General features: G+C 60.8%; 17 protein-coding genes. 7 read left to right on the forward strand and 10 right to left on the reverse strand.

Going from position 1 to position 17,419, the window contains the following annotated elements:
* The first annotated feature begins 39 nt into the window (after positions 1-39).
* A complete protein-coding gene (locus tag J1G34_RS08305) occupies positions 40-705 on the forward strand; it encodes a polysaccharide lyase family 7 protein (RefSeq protein WP_065885408.1) in 666 nt (221 codons plus the stop codon).
* A 170-nt stretch (positions 706-875) separates the two neighbouring features.
* Here J1G34_RS08305 and J1G34_RS08310 read toward each other — a convergent pair whose 3' ends face one another.
* A complete protein-coding gene (locus J1G34_RS08310) occupies positions 876-2,147 on the reverse strand; it encodes a type II toxin-antitoxin system HipA family toxin (protein ID WP_222993781.1) in 1,272 nt (423 codons plus the stop codon).
* Positions 2,140-2,391, reverse strand: coding sequence for a helix-turn-helix transcriptional regulator (locus tag J1G34_RS08315; protein ID WP_065896306.1), 252 nt, complete (start codon positions 2,389-2,391; stop codon positions 2,140-2,142). The genes J1G34_RS08310 and J1G34_RS08315 overlap by 8 nt, the downstream gene beginning before the upstream one ends.
* Positions 2,392-2,978: 587 nt before the next feature.
* Here J1G34_RS08315 and J1G34_RS08320 point away from each other — a divergent pair.
* Positions 2,979-3,272, forward strand: a complete 294-nt coding sequence (locus tag J1G34_RS08320; protein WP_222993783.1) for a fructose-bisphosphate aldolase — start codon at positions 2,979-2,981, stop codon at positions 3,270-3,272.
* A gap of 62 nt (positions 3,273-3,334) precedes the next feature.
* On the opposite strand, the gene fba is transcribed toward J1G34_RS08320, so the two are convergent.
* From fba to tkt, 6 genes are all read right to left on the reverse strand, one after another.
* Complete coding sequence (fba, locus tag J1G34_RS08325) at positions 3,335-4,399, reverse strand: class II fructose-bisphosphate aldolase (protein ID WP_003177554.1); 1,065 nt, start codon at positions 4,397-4,399, stop codon at positions 3,335-3,337.
* Positions 4,400-4,668: 269 nt separating this feature from the next.
* Positions 4,669-5,001 carry an MliC family protein gene (locus tag J1G34_RS08330; RefSeq protein WP_065892433.1) on the reverse strand — a complete coding sequence of 111 codons (333 nt, stop codon included), beginning with the start codon at positions 4,999-5,001 and terminating at the stop codon, positions 4,669-4,671.
* A 60-nt stretch (positions 5,002-5,061) separates the two neighbouring features.
* Entirely contained in the window at positions 5,062-5,289 is a 228-nt protein-coding gene (locus tag J1G34_RS08335) for a hypothetical protein (RefSeq protein ID WP_065885404.1), read from the reverse strand.
* 31 nt (positions 5,290-5,320) lie between these two features.
* On the reverse strand, positions 5,321-6,484 hold the full coding sequence (locus tag J1G34_RS08340) for a phosphoglycerate kinase (RefSeq protein ID WP_015886293.1): 1,164 nt from the start codon (positions 6,482-6,484) through the stop codon (positions 5,321-5,323).
* 17 nt (positions 6,485-6,501) lie between these two features.
* Positions 6,502-7,557: an erythrose-4-phosphate dehydrogenase gene (gene epd / locus J1G34_RS08345; RefSeq protein WP_065885403.1), complete on the reverse strand. Its 1,056-nt coding sequence runs from the start codon at positions 7,555-7,557 to the stop codon at positions 6,502-6,504.
* 166 nt (positions 7,558-7,723) lie between these two features.
* On the reverse strand, positions 7,724-9,721 hold the full coding sequence (tkt, locus tag J1G34_RS08350; protein ID WP_065892430.1) for a transketolase: 1,998 nt from the start codon (positions 9,719-9,721) through the stop codon (positions 7,724-7,726).
* Positions 9,722-9,980: 259 nt separating this feature from the next.
* Between tkt and J1G34_RS08355 the strand changes: the two genes are divergently transcribed.
* The 4 genes from J1G34_RS08355 (at position 9,981) to J1G34_RS08370 (ending at position 14,556) form a co-directional block, all read left to right on the forward strand.
* Positions 9,981-10,976, forward strand: coding sequence for an ArsR/SmtB family transcription factor (locus tag J1G34_RS08355; protein WP_065896308.1), 996 nt, complete (start codon positions 9,981-9,983; stop codon positions 10,974-10,976).
* A gap of 19 nt (positions 10,977-10,995) precedes the next feature.
* Entirely contained in the window at positions 10,996-12,186 is a 1,191-nt protein-coding gene (metK, locus tag J1G34_RS08360) for a methionine adenosyltransferase (RefSeq protein ID WP_065892428.1), read from the forward strand.
* 272 nt (positions 12,187-12,458) lie between these two features.
* A complete protein-coding gene (ligB, locus tag J1G34_RS08365; protein ID WP_065934241.1) occupies positions 12,459-14,120 on the forward strand; it encodes an NAD-dependent DNA ligase LigB in 1,662 nt (553 codons plus the stop codon).
* A gap of 40 nt (positions 14,121-14,160) precedes the next feature.
* Positions 14,161-14,556, forward strand: a complete 396-nt coding sequence (locus J1G34_RS08370) for a DUF1090 domain-containing protein (protein WP_065892426.1) — start codon at positions 14,161-14,163, stop codon at positions 14,554-14,556.
* 6 nt (positions 14,557-14,562) lie between these two features.
* Here J1G34_RS08370 and J1G34_RS08375 read toward each other — a convergent pair whose 3' ends face one another.
* Positions 14,563-15,012, reverse strand: a complete 450-nt coding sequence (locus J1G34_RS08375) for a c-type cytochrome (RefSeq protein ID WP_065892425.1) — start codon at positions 15,010-15,012, stop codon at positions 14,563-14,565.
* A gap of 127 nt (positions 15,013-15,139) precedes the next feature.
* Between J1G34_RS08375 and mltA the strand changes: the two genes are divergently transcribed.
* Complete coding sequence (gene mltA / locus J1G34_RS08380; protein ID WP_122738553.1) at positions 15,140-16,333, forward strand: murein transglycosylase A; 1,194 nt, start codon at positions 15,140-15,142, stop codon at positions 16,331-16,333.
* Between the two features lie 621 nt (positions 16,334-16,954).
* Here the strand turns inward: mltA and J1G34_RS08385 are convergent.
* A complete protein-coding gene (locus J1G34_RS08385; protein ID WP_065891543.1) occupies positions 16,955-17,341 on the reverse strand; it encodes an MAPEG family protein in 387 nt (128 codons plus the stop codon).
* Between the last annotated feature and the right edge of the window lie 78 nt (positions 17,342-17,419).

Raw genomic sequence — 17,419 nt, forward strand, 5'->3', positions numbered from 1 at the left:
CGGGCTAAAGCGTTCACCCCTCGTCAAAAGGCCAACACCATGATCGACCTTTCCACCTGGAACCTGAGCATTCCGGTCGGCTCCCCGCCCACGACCATCGAAACCCCGAAGCTGCTCAGCGGCTTCAATGACCAGTACTTCCAGGCCGAAGGCAGCGATGTGCAGTTCTGGACGCCCGTCACCGGCACCCGCACCGAAAACGCCATCTACCCGCGCAGCGAACTGCGCGAAACCTACGCCGACGGGCGCCTGCGCAACTGGACCTACCCCGAGGCCGACAACTTCCTGCGCGCCACGCTCACCGTCAACCAGGTGCCGTCCAGCGGCAAGGTCGTGATCGGCCAGATCCATGCCTATGACAGCCAGAAACCCCTGATCAAGCTGGAGTACCAATTCAAGGAAAAAACCCAGACCGGCAACATCGTCGCCAAAGTGCGCATGCGCCCGGATGAATCCGAAAGCAGGGTCATCACGGTCGCCTCCAACGTGCCCCTGGAGAAGAGCTTTACCTATGTGATCAACCTCAACAAGGCCGGATTGCTCAGCGTGAACGCGGCCGACAGCGAGTGGAATGATCGCATCGGCGCGGCCTGGGGCGACAAGCCGCTGTACTTCAAGGCGGGGGTGTATGTGCAGGACAACAGTGGGGACAGCAAGGAAGGCGCACGGGTGACGTTTGCCAAGTTGGATATTGATCACGAGTAAAACGGATCGGCCCAGCTTATGCAGGCAAGGTCTGATAAACCCAGGGACCGTTCCCAGGCCTTGAATCCACTGCAGTCCACCTGTGGGAGGGGGCTTGCCCCCGATGGCGGTGGGCCAGTCACCCACTCCGTTTGCTGACACACCGCAATCTTGCGGGTTTTCCACAAGCCTTAATGCAAAGGCTTTACCACCGGCTTGCGTCGCATACCCGACGCCACCGAGTCGTGTAACGCCATCGCACGGCCCGCGTCCCACTCCTTGCGCATTGTGGAAAAAAGCTCAACATCAACTCGCGTCTGATGGGCGCCAAGCGCCTCGGACATCGCGTCTGCAATACGCTCGATGATCACGCCTGGGGCTGCTACACCGCAGTGCTTGCGACCAAACTCAATCAGTTGCTGACGGTCAGGGTACGCCTTGGTTTTGTTCATCTTGATTGCCAACGTGCGATCAACCAATGCCTGGCCGGATTTCGGATTGTAGTGTTCATAGGCCGTGGTGGTTGTGACATCGAACACAGGCGCCAACTGCGCGGTTTCGGGGGAGCCCGGATGGGTATAGAGTACGCCGAAATTTTTCAGATGGGCATCGCCGTTGCGCACCATGACCGACAGGCAAATCATAGAGAAAAAACGTTCGAGCTCACGCAACACATCGCCCTGGCCGCAAACCTCGCGGATCACCGCGGCGAGCGTTTCGTAACTTTGGGAATATTTGTAGTTGTCGTGAGGATCCTTGTTCAATCCCAGCAATACAGCCATGTCCTCAAAGCCCAACCTGCCGGACGGTGTCAGATCAAAGCGCTCCATGACAAAAAGATCACCACTGTCGGAGAGCCAGAAACGCGGCGTTTCCAAGCCGCAAAGGCGAGCTGCTTCTAAACAGAGGAATTCGTTTTGCGCCAGGTGGGGATATTCATCTGCGCCGGATTTTACAATCAGGTCAGAGCTGAGCATGGTTTTGCGGTTGCCTTTGAGCTTGTCCAGATCAGGCACCAGCACCTTGGGCTGCACTCCCGAAATACCTGATTCAAAATAGGTGTCTACCAGGAAATCGAACACACCCTGCGAGCCCTGTGCTGACAATATCTCCTGCAATCCCACCTGAGCTTTAACAGGGACCGATGCTTCTACAGGATTCTCATAACTCAGCCGACCAATCTGGTTGCCTCCAATGATCGACAGCAGGCGCATTTCGTCCACCTGCATATGCTTGGCCATGCGGCGCTTGATTTGATCAGCCAGAAAACCTTCGGGCACATTCATATCGAAAATTGGATGCAGAACATTACTGACCGTAGGCGTCGGGTCGTAAGGCATGACCAATGACACCTCACGAGACGCCTCGGCCGACGCATAGGCGAATGAAAACTGCGACCCCTCGGACAGTTCACCCGCATTGCCTTGAGGTGTGGCAATGTTAAGCCGCTTGATTTTACTCATCGTGCTCAACCAGTTCGGCAAGGGATTTGAGATCGATTCGCCGGTCAACCACTTCCAATGCCATTCCCAACGCCATAATCACCCTGAAGGCGGTGTACATGGCAACGTTTTCCCCTGCTTCCAGGTCGATGATGGTTTTACGGCTGCACCGCGCTTTTTCCGCGAGTTGCTGCTGACTGTAGTGCTTCGCCCGGCGCAATTGCCTGATCCGCTCGCCAAAAGCCGGGGGAGTAGTGATGAGCAAAATGTCACCTATACAGAACTTTTAATGAAATTAATCTGATTATGTCCGTTATAACGGACATTTCAATCACCATACGTCTGATGCAATTGCCGACGAGCGTCTGCTCACGAGTAACGGATTGGCCTCAATGCGAGTAGGCCATGCCCGATGAGCGCGAGGATAAGTCCAGACGCTTGAATACCCTGTGGGAGGGGGCTTGCCCCCGATAGCGGTGGGCCAGCCGCCGACTGTGCATGCTGACACTCCGCAATCGGGGGCAAGCCCCCTCCCACAGTTGTCCTGCCTGGCCTGAGAGGCCGGTGTTCGTCCTACAGTACCGTTGCGGCCAGACAGATGGCCGCTTATAGTTCGCTCCGTCGCTGGCATTGATCGGCGACAGGGTTTCGCAGCCCTACAGAGTTAATTCCGCATCCGTCAAAACAGCCCAGGCTCCCAGCCGAAGGTCGTCTTTGTTATGGCGGCTGTGCGTGGGAGACCTTCGGGTCTGCCGGGTCTTAACTCCTCGGTCTGCGAACCCGCGTACAGCTGCCACCCAATTTGTTTCGCAGCAAACGGTGGCTATTCTTCTTTCGAGTTAAGGATTTGCCATGAACAACCAACTTCCGCCCCGCCGTTTTTATCCCTGCACTGAGTCCGCGACCGATTCGCCCGTTCTCTTGATAGACAGCAACGCCCCACTGCTAGACCTCCACGCCTGCCTGCGCGAACGCCTCAACGCCGCCCTCGAACACCTCAACCTCATGGCCTGCTCCAGCCTGCCGGACTTCGCCGAGCGCGACCTGAACAACGCGGCCAATACCGCACGCATTCTGGTGCAGGATGTGAGTGATGTGTTTCGAGTGATTGAACAGCGTGGTTTAGATACGCCCCACGCCGCCTGATCAAACCCAAGGCAAAAAAAAGCCCGCATCGCTGCGGGCTTCCTTAGTTAAACGCTTAAGACTCAGTTCACCTTAGCGTTCAACTCACCCTTCAAATACCGCTGATACATAGCCTCCAAAGAAATCGGCTTGATCTTCGAAGCATTACCGGCAGTACCAAATGCTTCATAACGCGCGATACACACATCACGCATCGCAGTCACGGTCGCACCGAAGAATTTACGCGGGTCGAATTCGCTCGGGTTGGTGGCCATCAGGCGACGCATCGCACCGGTGGAGGCCAGGCGCAGGTCGGTGTCGATGTTGACCTTGCGCACGCCGTACTTGATGCCTTCGACGATTTCTTCAACCGGTACGCCGTAGGTTTCCTTGATGTCGCCGCCGTACTGGTTGATGATCGCCAGCCACTCTTGCGGTACCGAGGAAGAGCCGTGCATCACCAGGTGGGTGTTGGGGATGCGTTTGTGGATTTCCTTGATACGATCAATCGCCAGCACGTCGCCGGTAGGCGGCTTGGTGAACTTGTAGGCGCCGTGGCTGGTGCCGATGGCGATGGCCAGGGCGTCGACCTGGGTCTTCTTGACGAAGTCCGCAGCCTCTTCCGGATCGGTCAGCATCTGGCTGTGGTCGAGCACGCCTTCGGCGCCGATGCCATCTTCTTCACCGGCCATGCCGGTTTCCAGGGAGCCCAGGCAGCCCAGTTCGCCTTCTACCGACACGCCGCAGGCATGAGCCATGGCCACGGTTTGCTGGGTCACGCGTACGTTGTACTCGTAATCGGTCGGGGTCTTGCCGTCCTCGCCCAGGGAGCCGTCCATCATCACCGAGCTGAAGCCCAGTTGGATGGAGCGCTGGCACACGTCAGGGCTGGTGCCGTGGTCCTGGTGCATGCACACCGGGATGTGCGGGAATTCTTCAATGGCGGCAAGGATCAGGTGGCGCAGGAACGGCGCGCCGGCGTATTTGCGGGCACCGGCCGAAGCCTGGACGATCACGGGGGAGTCGGTCTTGTCAGCGGCTTCCATGATGGCGCGCATCTGCTCAAGGTTGTTGACGTTAAAGGCTGGAACGCCGTAGCCGAACTCGGCTGCGTGGTCCAGCATTTGACGCATGCTGATAAGTGCCATTGTGTTGTCTCTCCCGATCGAGGGTCGTTAATCGTGCAAGCCTGCCGTAGCGGCGGCTGCTATTCAAGTTATTGCAGATCAAGGGGTTGAGCTTGAGCTGCTGAATCGTTATTGCTGGTGTAGCCGACTCAAATTCCAAGTTGAAACCGAATCAATGTGGGAGGGGGCTTGCTCCCGATAGCGGTCAGCCTGACACCCAAGTGCTGACTGACACACCGCAATCGGGGGCAAGCCCCCTCCCACATTTGGATCTCATCTCATGACAGATCTCAGTTGGCCTTGCAGCCGCGCCCAATCAAATCATCCGTGGCCACCCAATACACCAGGCCTTCCTCACCCTTGGTGTGAAAGGCCAGCTGGCCGTCGCTGTACAGCGCGCCCGATGCCGCCACGTCCTGCTTGAGGCGGTAAACCTGATCCGAACCACCGAGACGTACATCCACCTCGCTGCGGTCCTGATTGACAAAGCGCCAGTTGACCTCGGCCTTGCTGTCGCAGGTCCAGGTGGTCCACTTGTCTGCAGGCTCAGCCTTGTCGAACATGCTCATGCTGCTGCAACCGGCCAACAAGGCCAGGGTTGCCAGGGCGAAAACGCCTTTCATTGCCAATCCTCGCAGGGCGACCAGGGGCCGCCGTTGCTGTGGGTTAGTGGATCAGACCCGTCATGGGCAACCCTGTTCCTGACCGTTGGGCGCGGAGTCGTATTTCTCCAGCCGTTCGTTGCCGATGCGCTTGTTGATCACCGGCATGGTCTCGGCTTGCCAGTCAGCCTGGTAGCAGCTTTTTTTAAGCGGTGCCGAGGCCTTTTCCGCCTCGGGCGCCGCACTCGGCGTGCTGCCGCAGCCGGCCAACAGGCCCGCTGCGATCACCAGTGCCAACGACTTGATCATGGGAACGCTCCTTTTCCTGATCACGCGCGCCTTAACCCTTGGCCCGGGTTTCCAGCACTTCCACGGCCGGCAGTACCTTGCCCTCGACGAATTCAAGGAACGCACCGCCACCAGTAGAAATGTAGGAGATCTGATCAGCAACGCCATATTTATCGATGGCCGCCAGGGTGTCACCGCCGCCGGCGATGGAAAATGCGGAGCTTTCAGCAATGGCTTTGGCCAATACTTTGGTGCCATTGCCGAATTGGTCGAATTCGAAGACGCCGACCGGGCCATTCCACAGGATGGTCTGGGAAGCTTTCAACAGTTCAGCGAAGTTGGCTGCGGTTTGCGGGCCGATGTCCAGGATCATGTCGTCGTCGGCCACGTCAGCGATCAGCTTGACGGTCGCTTCGGCGCTTTCAGCGAATTCCTTGGCGACCACCACGTCCACCGGCAGCGGCACGCTGACTTTGGCGGCGATGGCGCGGGCGGTGTCCAGCAGGTCCGGCTCGTACAGGGACTTGCCCACCGGGTGACCCGCTGCAGCCAGGAAGGTGTTGGCGATGCCGCCGCCGACGATCAACTGGTTGCAGATCTGGCTGAGGCTGTTGAGCACGTCCAGCTTGGTGGAGACCTTGGAACCCGCGACGATGGCGGCCATCGGTTGTGCCGGAGCGCCCAGGGCCTTGCCCAACGCATCCAGCTCAGCCGCCAGCAGCGGGCCGGCCGCCGCGACCTTGGCGAACTTGGCCACGCCGTGGGTCGAGCCTTCGGCGCGGTGGGCGGTGCCAAAGGCGTCCATCACGAACACGTCGCACAAAGCTGCGTATTGCTGGGCCAGTTCGTCGCTGTTCTTTTTCTCGCCCTTGTTGAAGCGCACGTTTTCGAACAGCACGATGTCGCCGGCTTTCACGTCCACGCCACCCAGATAATCTGCGACCAACGGCACGTCACGGCCCAGGGCCTTGCTCAGGTACTCGGCGACCGGCTTGAGGCTGTTTTCGGCGGAAAACTCGCCTTCGGTCGGGCGGCCCAGGTGGGAGCAGACCATCACGGCCGCGCCTTTTTCCAGGGCCAGCTTGATGGTCGGCAGCGAGGCCAGGATTCGCGCATCGCTGGTGACAACACCGTCCTTGACTGGGACGTTGAGGTCTTCGCGAATCAGTACGCGCTTACCTTGCAGATCGAGGTCGGTCATCTTCAACACGGTCATGGGTCGCAGTTCCTGAGTTACTGTTGAGGTTGTTTAGCGGCGATGTGCAGATAGTGTTCTGCCACATCAAGCATGCGGTTGGCAAAGCCCCATTCGTTGTCGAACCAGGCCAGAATGTTCACCAGCCTCGGGCCGGAAACGCGGGTCTGGCTGGCATCGACAATGGCCGAATGCGGGTCATGGTTGAAATCACAACTGGCGTGCGGCAACTCGGTGTAGGCCAGCAGGCCTTTGAGCGGGCCGCGGGTGGCGGCGTCGCGCAGGATCCGGTTGACCTCCGTCGCATCGGTGTCGCTGACGGTTTGCAGGGTGATGTCCAGGCAAGACACATTCACCGTCGGCACCCGTACGGCTTTGGCCTGGATTCGTCCGGCAAGTTCCGGCAACAGTCGCTCGATGCCGCGGGCCAAGCCGGTGGACACCGGAATCACCGACTGGAATGCCGAGCGCGTGCGGCGCAGGTCTTCATGATGATAGGCGTCGATCACCGGCTGGTCGTTCATTGCCGAGTGAATCGTGGTGATCGACACGTAATCGATGCCGATCGCCTGATCCAGCAGGCGCAACAACGGCACGCTGCAGTTGGTGGTGCACGACGCATTGGACACCAGCAGCTCAGCGCCGGTCAGGCAATCCTGGTTGATGCCGTAGACGATGGTGGCGTCGACATCGGCCTCGCTGGCCATCGGCTGGGAAAACAGCACGCGCGGTGCGCCGGCGTCGAGAAAACGCTGGCCGTCGGCACGGGTGTTATAGACACCGGAACATTCCAGCACCAGGTCGACGCCCAGTGCTTTCCAGTCGATGCCTTCAGGGGTGGCGCTGCGCAAGACCTGCACGCAGCTGCCATTAATATGCAGACAATCACCTTCGATCCGCACTTCGCCGGGGAAACGGCCGTGGGTGGAGTCAAAGCGTGTCAGGTATTCGATGCTGGCCATGTCGGCCAGATCGTTGATCGCGACAATTTCAAACCCGGCCGCCGCCCCTCGTTCGAACAGCGCACGCAAGACGCAACGACCAATGCGGCCGTAGCCGTTGAGTGCAACTTTGTAGGGACGCGGTTGGGGCATGGGGTTCTCGCATTGTGGGCGACACAAACTGTAGGAGCGAGCTTGCTCGCGAAGAACTTGAGAGCGCCGCGTTAAACCAGAAACGCTGCGTTATCGTTGACGATCTTCGCGAGCAAGCTCGCTCCTACAGTAGAGGCGGTGGCCAGTGGGCCACCGCGTTAGCGCCTTAGTCTTCCAGCAGTTCTTCAGCCTGACCCAGAATGTTTTCCAGGGTGAAACCGAACTCTTCGAACAAGGCTGGCGCCGGCGCCGACTCACCGTAGGTGGTCATGCCGATCACGCGGCCTTCCAGGCCCACGTACTTGTACCAGTAGTCAGCGTGGGCCGCTTCGACAGCGATACGCGCGCTGACCTGCAACGGCAGTACCGATTGCTTGTAGCCGGCGTCCTGGGCTTCGAACACGCTGGTGCACGGCATGGACACAACGCGAACGTTGCGACCTTGCGCGGTCAGCTTGTCGTAGGCCTGGACGGTCAGGCCCACTTCGGAACCGGTGGAGATCAGGATCAGTTCCGGCTCGCCGATGCAGTCCTTGAGCACATAACCACCACGGCTGATGTCGGCGATCTGCGCGTCGGTCCGCACCTGGTGCTGCAGGTTCTGACGCGAGAAGATCAGCGCCGAAGGGCCGTCCTTGCGCTCGATGGCGTGCTTCCAGGCCACGGCGGATTCCACCGCGTCGGCGGGGCGCCAGCAATCCAGGTTCGGCGTGGTGCGCAGGCTGGTCAGTTGCTCGACCGGCTGGTGCGTCGGGCCGTCTTCACCCAGGCCGATGGAGTCGTGGGTGTACACATGGATCACACGCTTCTTCATCAGCGCGGCCATGCGTACGGCGTTACGCGCGTATTCCATGAACATCAGGAAGGTCGCGCCGTAAGGCACCAGGCCACCGTGCAGGGACACGCCGTTCATGATGGCGCTCATGCCGAACTCACGCACGCCGTAGTACATGTAGTTACCGCTGGCGTCTTCAGCCGACACGCCTTTGCAGCCTTTCCACAGGGTCAGGTTAGAGCCGGCCAGGTCGGCCGAACCGCCAAGGAACTCCGGCAGCAACGGACCGAAGGCGTTCAGGGTGTTCTGGCTGGCTTTACGGCTGGCGATGGTCTCGCCCTTGGCCGCGACTTCGGCGATGTAGGCCGAGGCTTTTTCCGAGAAGTCGGCAGGCAGGTCACCGGCCAGGCGGCGTACCAGTTCATTGGCCAGCTCCGGGAATTCGGCGGAGTAGGCAGCGAAACGCTGGTCCCACTCGGCTTCGGCGGCCAGGCCTTTTTCTTTGGCATCCCATTCGGCGTAGATATCAGCCGGGATTTCAAACGGGCCGTGGGTCCACTTCAGCGCTTCACGGGTCAGGGCGATTTCCGCGTCACCCAGTGGGGCGCCGTGGCAGTCTTCCTTGCCTTGCTTGTTCGGCGAACCGAAACCGATGGTGGTCTTGCAGCAGATCAGGGTCGGCTGCGCGCTCTTGCGGGCGGTGTCGATGGCGATCTTGATTTCTTCCGGATCGTGACCGTCGACGTTGCGGATTACCTGCCAGTTGTAGGCTTCGAAACGCTTGGGGGTGTCATCGGTGAACCAGCCTTCGACTTCGCCGTCGATGGAGATGCCGTTGTCATCGTAGAAGGCAATCAGCTTGCCCAGGCCCAGCGTGCCGGCCAGGGAGGCGACTTCGTGGGAAATGCCTTCCATCATGCAGCCATCACCCAGGAACACATAGGTGTGGTGGTCGACGATGTCATGGCCGGGGCGGTTGAACTGCGCGCCCAGGACTTTTTCCGCCAGCGCGAAGCCGACAGCGTTGGCCAGGCCCTGGCCCAGGGGACCGGTGGTGGTCTCGACGCCTGGGGTGTAGCCGAATTCAGGGTGGCCGGGGGTGCGGCTGTGCAGTTGACGGAAGCTTTTCAAGTCGTCGATGGTGACGTCATAGCCGGTCAGGTGCAGCAGCGAATAGATCAACATCGAGCCGTGGCCGTTGGACAGCACGAAGCGGTCACGGTCGGCGAACGACGGGTTGCTCGGGTTGTGTTTCAGGTAGTCACGCCAAAGTACCTCGGCGATATCCGCCATGCCCATCGGGGCACCGGGATGGCCGCTGTTGGCTTTTTGCACGGCATCCATGCTGAGGGCACGAATGGCGTTGGCACGCTCACGACGGCTGGGCATCGCTGATCTCCTGGGGGCTTGAATAAGGAAACGGAAAAAAGGACCGGCATTTTCCCTCAGCCACCGCCTGCGGGCAATGACAGATAGTCACTTGAGCAGGTTTTTCCCGCGGTTTGCGCGCCGATCCCTTGCACAATTGCGCTGCGGGTTCGTCTAAAGGCAATAGCGGCTGCTTATAACCGCCACTTATCGATCAATATCAAAACTTTTTGATATTGGCCTTGCGGCGAGTACCACCCGTCTCTAGACTGCTGGCCTTATGAACCTACCCGTGCCCTCCCTGCTTCCCGCCGACAGCGATGAACTGGCAGCCCTTTGCAAGGCTGCGGGTGATCCGTTGCGCTTGAACGTATTGCGCGCACTGGCCAATGATTCATTCGGGGTACTGGAACTGGCGCAGATCTTCGCCATCGGCCAGTCCGGCATGAGCCATCACTTGAAGGTACTGGCCCAGGCCGACCTGGTGGCCACTCGCCGCGAAGGCAATGCGATTTTTTACCGCCGCGCCCTGCCCCACACCGAGTTGCTCGGCGGCAAATTGCACGCGGCGCTGCTCGAAGAAGTCGACAACCTGGGCCTGCCCGGCGCTGTGCAAGCGCGGATCGCCCAGGTGCATGGGCAACGTGCTGCCGCCAGCCAGGACTTTTTCTCCCGGGTCGCCGACAAGTTTCGTGCCCAGCAGGACCTGATCGCCGGCTTGCCCCAGTACCGCGAAAGCGTACTGGCGCTGTTGGACAAGCTGAGCTTCAGTGATAAGGCCACGGCCTTGGAAGTGGGCCCTGGCGACGGCGGTTTTCTGCCGGACCTGGCGCGACGCTTCGGGCAGGTGACGGCACTGGACAACAGCCCGGCGATGCTCGAACTGGCCCGCCAGTTGTGTGAGCGCGAAGCGTTGGCCAATGTCAGCCTGCAACTGGCCGACGCCCTGAGTGACACCCGCCTGCAGGCCGATTGCGTGGTGCTGAACATGGTCTTGCACCATTTCGCCGCCCCGGCCGATGCGCTCAGGCAAATGGCCGGGCTGTTGCACCCCGGCGGTAGCCTGCTGGTGACGGATTTATGCAGCCACAACCAGAATTGGGCCAAGGAGGCCTGCGGTGATCTCTGGCTGGGTTTTGAACAGGACGATCTGGCCCGTTGGGCCACCGCTGCGGGACTCGTTCCCGGGGAAAGCCTCTATGTAGGTTTACGTAATGGTTTCCAGATTCAGGTCCGCCATTTTCAGCGACCGGCTGGCGACACTCACCATCGGTAAATATCAGGAAAACATCGAGATGAGCGAATACTCCCTTTTCACCTCCGAGTCCGTGTCTGAAGGGCATCCGGACAAAATCGCCGACCAGATTTCTGACGCGGTGCTGGACGCCATCATTGCTGAAGACAAGTTCGCCCGTGTGGCGTGCGAGACTCTGGTGAAAACGGGCGTGGCGATCATCGCCGGCGAAGTCACCACTACGGCCTGGGTCGACCTGGAACAGATCGTGCGAGACGTGATCACCGACATCGGCTACACCAGCTCCGATGTGGGCTTTGACGGCGCGACCTGCGGCGTGATGAACATCATCGGCAAGCAGTCCCCCGACATCAACCAGGGCGTCGACCGCGCTAAGCCTGAAGATCAGGGCGCCGGCGACCAGGGCCTGATGTTCGGCTACGCCAGCAATGAAACCGACGTGCTGATGCCTGCGCCTATCACCTTCTCCCACCAGTTGGTGCAGCGCCAGGCCGAAGCGCGCAAATCCGGGCTGTTGCCATGGCTGCGCCCGGACGCCAAGTCCCAGGTCACCTGCCGCTACGACGGCGGCAAAGTGGTCGGTATCGACGCCGTCGTACTGTCCACCCAGCACAACCCGGACGTTTCCTACAAAGACCTGCGCGAAGGCGTGATGGAGCTGATCGTCAAGCACGTGCTGCCGGCCGAACTGCTCACCAAGGACACCCAGTTCCATATCAACCCGACCGGCCAGTTCATCATTGGTGGCCCGGTGGGCGACTGCGGCCTGACCGGTCGCAAGATCATCGTCGACAGCTACGGCGGCATGGCCCGCCACGGCGGTGGTGCATTTTCGGGCAAAGACCCTTCCAAGGTTGACCGTTCCGCCGCCTACGCCGGTCGCTACGTGGCCAAGAACATCGTCGCCGCAGGCCTGGCCGAGCGTTGCGAGATCCAGGTGTCCTACGCCATTGGCGTAGCCCAGCCGACGTCTATCTCGCTGAATACCTTCGGTACCGGCAAGATCAGCGATGACAAGATCGTCAAGTTGGTGCGTGAGATTTTCGACCTGCGCCCTTACGCGATCACCACCATGCTCGACCTGCTGCACCCGATGTACAAGGAAACCGCAGCCTACGGCCACTTCGGCCGTACCCCTGCGCAGAAGACGGTCGGCGACGACACCTTCACCACCTTCACCTGGGAAAAAACCGACCGCGCCAACGACCTGCGGACCGCTGCCGGCCTGTAATCGCTCGCGGCCGCCAAAGCCCCGCCGGGTTCGCCCGGTGGGGCTTTTTCGTTTCTCAAAGGTTGCAACAAAATCGTTGAAACCACGGCCGAAGTCGACGCGGGCCAGCAAAAGCGCGGCGCCGAGACGCATAACAACGACGCGCCGCACGCGTGGGGCGGCCTGTTCACCCAAGCAGAAACACCCGGTAAAAAGCCCCGCTCGGTCGGGGCTTTTTTGTGGCCGTGCCGATCACTTAGGCTGAGCACCCTTTCCGAGCAAGGATGCTCACGATGCGTCTGTTGATGATTTTCCTGATCAGCTTTCTAGCGTGCCGGGCCTGGGCCGAAGACTGCCCCGATGATGTCCGAGCGCAAATCGACACGTTGGCCAGGCAGGTCAGCCAATGGGATGACGCCTACCACCGACAGGGTCAATCCCCCATCAGCGATGAACTGTACGACCAGGCCCGGCGTCGCCTGGCCCATTGGCGCAAATGCGCGCTGCAACCCACACCCAGGGCTGACAATCCGCTGGCAAGCGCTCGTGGCACAGTCCGCCATCCGGTCGCCCATACCGGGCTGGAGAAGCTGTTGGACGCATCCGAAGTGGGTGATTGGCTCAGCACCCGACAGGACGTCTGGATTCAACCCAAGGTCGACGGCGTCGCCGTGACCCTGGTGTATCGCAAAGGCCGCTTGCACCAACTCATCAGCCGCGGCGACGGCCTGCTCGGTCACGATTGGTCCGCTGGCGCCCGCAGAATCCCGGGTATCGTCCAGCAACTGTCGGAGCCGGTCGATGCGGTACTGCAAGGCGAGCTCTACTGGCGCCTCGACGACCACGTACAGTCTGCACAGGGCGGACTCAACGCGCGCAGTAAAGTGGCTGGCTTGATGAACCGACGGCAATTGAGCGACACCGAGGCAGGCGGGATCGGGCTGTTCGTGTGGGCCTGGCCCGAGGGCCCGGCCAGCTTCACCGAGCGCCTGGCCACGCTGGCGCGGTGGGGGTTTACCGACAGCCAGCGGTATAGCCAGTCCATCGCCAGCATCAGCGATGCCGCGCGTTGGCGTCTGCATTGGTACAACCATCCGCTGCCGTTCGCCAGCGATGGCGTGGTGTTGCATCAGGCGGCGCGCGCGCCGGCCAAACGCTGGAAAGCCAGCGCACCCTACTGGGCCGTGGCCTGGAAGTACCCGGTGAGCAAGGCGTTGGCACTGGTGCGCAAGGTGCAGTTCAGGATCGGGCGTACCGGGCGTATCACACCGATTCTCGAACTGGACCCCGTGTGGCTGGATGATCGGCAAATCAGGCGGGTCAGCGCAGGCTCGCTGAAAAACTGGCAGAACCTGGACATCCGTCCCGGCGACCAAGTGTCCATCAGCCTGGCCGGCCAGGTCATTCCCCGGCTCGACGAGGTGGTCCTGCGCAACAAGACCCGGGTGGAAGTGCCGGTGCCCGATACTCGCGACTTTCATGCCTTGAGTTGCTGGCAACTGGACCCTGGTTGCGAGGAGCAACTGCTCTCGCGCCTCACCTGGCTGAGCAGCAACCAGGGCCTGGCCTTGCCCCATATGGGGCGTGAGACCTGGAACGTATTGATCCAGGCCGGTCTAATCGCAGGCTTTCTCGATTGGTTGACCCTGGATGCGGCAGAGCTTGCTAACATTGATGGCTTCGGCGAACGCACCCGTACGCGGGTGCTCGACAGTATTCACAGCGCCCGCAAACGGCCTTTTGCACAATGGCTCAAAGCATTGGGGGTGCCGCCCGCGGCGCGCAACAACCTGCAGGGCGACTGGCATACGCTGGTCGCCAAAGACACCCAAGCCTGGCTGGCCTCTGACGGCATCGGCCCGGGACGCGCAGCGCAACTGAGCGCTTTTTTCCGCGACCCGCAGGTACAGGCATTGGCTGAAATATTACATGGCGCCGGCATAGACGGTTTTTGAAACCGGCCCGGCCCTCTGATTGCTACCTTGGAGCCCTTATATGAAATTTCTTGCCCCTCTTGCGTTACTCACCTTCGCAAGCTTCACGACCACGCCGCTGCTGGCCGCCGACGAAGCCCCCCAACTGACAGGCTGCGCCGCCAAGCGCCAAGCCATCAGTACCCAGATCGAACAGGCCAAGGCCCATGGCAACAGCGCCCAACAGGCCGGGCTGGAAAAAGCCCTGAGCGAGGTCACCGCCAACTGCACTGACGCATCGCTGAAGAAAGAGCGCGAAAACAAGGTGCTCGATGCCAAGCACGAAGTCAGCCGCCGTCAGGCCGACCTCGACAAGGCCATGAAAAAAGGCGATGCGGACAAGATCAACAAGCGCAAGGACAAGCTCGCCGAATCGCGCAAAGAGCTGCAGGATGCGGTGGAAGAACTCGACCAGTAAAACCGGTCAATGGTCCCGGAACTGCTTATGGCAAGCGCTGCAGGCATCTTCGACTTTCTGCACCGCAGGTTGAAGGCTGCCGGCCTTATAGGGCTGGACGCGGCTTGCGGTCACCAATTCACCGGTGGCCGCCTCGAGGTCGCGAGCCAGTTGCTGAAATTGCGCCTGCTTTTGCCACACTTCGTCCCTGGCACTGGTGTGGTCGTCTTCACGTACGCTCGGGAAGTGCTGCCAGGGTTCATGGGCCAACACGTCCAGCTTGACCGCGCCGTCGGCAAACCGGGCGCCGTCGAACGGGATACGCCCGCGCAACATGCCACCCAGGTCTTCGCTGGTCTTGAGCATCTGCTTGAAGATCGCCTTGCGCTGACCCAGGGGCGAATTGGGGTCAACACCGCCGCAGGCGGACAAGGCCAGGCAGGCCAGCACTACAACCGTCATATGTTTAAAAGTCATGGTGGCTCAGGGTCACGGGAAACGGCGGCCAGTATCCCCGCCTCGTCCGCAAAGACCAATAGCCCTATTAATAATAAGGGTTGCCCAACGCGATAAAGCCCGGGCAATCGCTTCAGGAATTACGTGCATGAATGACAATTGGAAACCCTGGAGCCGCCTGGCGTGGGCTCTGCCGATGATCGCGCTGCTGGCCGGCTGCGACCTGGGCAAGGACGCGGGCAAAGAGCCCGCCAAAGAAGAAGCCGCCAAACCCCATGCCGTCGCCACTTACGTGAGCGCGCCGTGGGAGGCGCTGCCGTCTGTTTCCGACAGCGATCTGCTGGCGGGTTTCGAATCCTGGCGCAGTGCCTGCCAGCGCCTCAAGGCCGACCCGGTCTGGGGTGCGACTTGCGCAGCCGCAGCGAGCGTGCCGGGCGATGCCGTGGCGGTTCGCGGGTTCCTCAAGGAGCGCCTGGATGTATTTGGCCTGCGTTCAGCCGACAACACGCCGAACGGCCTGATCACCGGCTACTACGAGCCGGTCTACCCCGGCAGCCTCACCGAAACCGCCACCGCCCATGTGCCGGTGTATGGCGTGCCGGACGACCTGATTATCGTCAACCTGGAAGCCATCTACCCGGAACTCAAGGGCAAACGCCTGCGCGGTCGCCTGGAGGGCCGCGTGCTCAAGCCATATGACGATGCCGGCACCCTCAACGGCCAAGGCTCGAGCGCCAAGCCGATCGCCTGGCTGACCGACCCGATGGACCTGCAGTTCCTGCAGATCCAGGGCTCCGGGCGTATTCAACTGGCCGGTGGGCGTCAACTGCGCGTGGGTTATGCCGACCAGAACGGCTATCCCTATCGCCCTATCGGTCGCTGGCTGGTCGAGCAGGGCGAGCTGAAAAAGGAAGACGTGAGCATGGCCGCCATCAGCGCCTGGGCCAAGGCGCACCCGCAACGCATCCCCGAACTGCTGGCGAGCAACCCCAGCTACGTGTTCTTCAGCGCCCGCCCCGACAGCAATGAAGGGCCGCGCGGCTCGCTGAACGTGCCCTTGACGGCGGGATACAGCGTAGCGGTTGACCGCAAGGTGATTCCGCTGGGGAGCCTGTTGTGGCTGTCCACCACCAAACCCGACGGCTCACCGATCGCCAGACCCGTCGCAGCGCAAGACACCGGCGGCGCCATCACCGGAGAAGTACGCGCAGATTTGTTCTGGGGCACAGGCGAAGCAGCAGGCGAGTTGGCGGGGAACATGAAGCAGCAGGGACAGATCTGGATGCTATGGCCCAAGGGTACGCCGCTGCCGCACGTGCCGGATGCCCCCGCGGGCACCTGACAGCCATAGGTATCGACACAACGCGGTAGCACCCAACGCTAACCACGATGCGAAGCGAGTCGCCCTTGATCTGGCTTTTGATCTTGATCTTAGGCGCCCCGTTAAACCACGCTGGCCGAACGCAGGCTTGAATCCGTGGGCAACCCGGCAGGACGCCGGGTTAGCCGCACTGGGCCAGGGATGGCCCATTGCGGCGGCCCACGGATTCAAGCCGGAGAGAGGGCACACCGAGCCTAAGCGAGGTGCCGAGTGGTGGGGCAAGAGCGTTTTGCTTACTTTTGCGCTTTTCAAAAGTGAGCCGCCGTCAGGGCGGAACCCTAAGCAGCCGTTACCGCAGAAACGGATATGTACTCAGTCTGATCCAGCATTCTGGTCGGCCCAGAGGCCGCCATCGGGGGCAAGCCCCCTCCCACAAGGGATCTGCGCTAACCGACTGGCATTGGGGCAAGCCCCCTCCCACAGGGGATCTGCGCCAACCGACTGGCATTGGGGCCAGCCCCCTCCCACAGGGGATCTGCGCTAACCGACCGGCATGGGGGCCAGCCCCCTCCCACAGGGGATCTGCGCTTAACCGACTGGCATTGCGGCCAGCCCCCCTCCCGCAAGATTCCGCGTCAGGCTTCAGATCGAAACAAAGAAGAAACTCGCAATCAGCGCCATCCCCACAATCCACACCAGCGAACGCAACATCGCCCAGTCCGCCAGGTAGCAAATGATGTACAGCAGGCGGCTGGTGATAAACAGCACCGCCAGCACATTGATCGTCACCAACTCGGCCGTACCGGCCAAGTGGGCGATAATCACCGCCGCCGCAAAGGCCGGAGTCACTTCAAAGCTGTTGAGCTGCGCATTGTGGGCACGCTTGGCAACGCCTCCGACCGTGTCCAGAAACGCGCGCGGGTCGCGGTTATGCCGTAGCTCAAACTTGCCCTCGCTGAACTTGGCCACACCCGTACACAGGTACGGCAGAAAGATCGCAATCAACACACACCAGAAAGCCACTGTCATCAGTCATTCCCTTTTAAGATTTATCAAGGCAGTCAAAGCTTCATCACCCATGTGCCAATCAGCCCCACCCACAAGCTA

The sequence above is a fragment of the Pseudomonas sp. Wu6 genome (assembly GCF_019891515.1).
GTDB lineage: Bacteria > Pseudomonadota > Gammaproteobacteria > Pseudomonadales > Pseudomonadaceae > Aquipseudomonas > Aquipseudomonas orientalis_A.

Excerpts from the sequence above, each read along its gene's own strand:
- J1G34_RS08305 (WP_065885408.1), top strand. The coding sequence starts at position 40 with ATGATCGACCTTTCCACCTGGAACCTGAGCATTCCGGTCGGCTCCCCG.
- J1G34_RS08310 (WP_222993781.1), bottom strand. The coding sequence starts at position 2,147 with ATGAGTAAAATCAAGCGGCTTAACATTGCCACACCTCAAGGCAATGCG.
- J1G34_RS08320 (WP_222993783.1), top strand. The coding sequence starts at position 2,979 with ATGAACAACCAACTTCCGCCCCGCCGTTTTTATCCCTGCACTGAGTCC.
- fba (WP_003177554.1), bottom strand. The coding sequence starts at position 4,399 with ATGGCACTTATCAGCATGCGTCAAATGCTGGACCACGCAGCCGAGTTC.
- J1G34_RS08330 (WP_065892433.1), bottom strand. The coding sequence starts at position 5,001 with ATGAAAGGCGTTTTCGCCCTGGCAACCCTGGCCTTGTTGGCCGGTTGC.
- J1G34_RS08335 (WP_065885404.1), bottom strand. The coding sequence starts at position 5,289 with ATGATCAAGTCGTTGGCACTGGTGATCGCAGCGGGCCTGTTGGCCGGC.
- J1G34_RS08340 (WP_015886293.1), bottom strand. The coding sequence starts at position 6,484 with ATGACCGTGTTGAAGATGACCGACCTCGATCTGCAAGGTAAGCGCGTA.
- epd (WP_065885403.1), bottom strand. The coding sequence starts at position 7,557 with ATGCCCCAACCGCGTCCCTACAAAGTTGCACTCAACGGCTACGGCCGC.
- tkt (WP_065892430.1), bottom strand. The coding sequence starts at position 9,721 with ATGCCCAGCCGTCGTGAGCGTGCCAACGCCATTCGTGCCCTCAGCATG.
- J1G34_RS08355 (WP_065896308.1), top strand. The coding sequence starts at position 9,981 with ATGAACCTACCCGTGCCCTCCCTGCTTCCCGCCGACAGCGATGAACTG.
- metK (WP_065892428.1), top strand. The coding sequence starts at position 10,996 with ATGAGCGAATACTCCCTTTTCACCTCCGAGTCCGTGTCTGAAGGGCAT.
- ligB (WP_065934241.1), top strand. The coding sequence starts at position 12,459 with ATGCGTCTGTTGATGATTTTCCTGATCAGCTTTCTAGCGTGCCGGGCC.
- J1G34_RS08370 (WP_065892426.1), top strand. The coding sequence starts at position 14,161 with ATGAAATTTCTTGCCCCTCTTGCGTTACTCACCTTCGCAAGCTTCACG.
- J1G34_RS08375 (WP_065892425.1), bottom strand. The coding sequence starts at position 15,012 with ATGACTTTTAAACATATGACGGTTGTAGTGCTGGCCTGCCTGGCCTTG.
- mltA (WP_122738553.1), top strand. The coding sequence starts at position 15,140 with ATGAATGACAATTGGAAACCCTGGAGCCGCCTGGCGTGGGCTCTGCCG.
- J1G34_RS08385 (WP_065891543.1), bottom strand. The coding sequence starts at position 17,341 with ATGACAGTGGCTTTCTGGTGTGTGTTGATTGCGATCTTTCTGCCGTAC.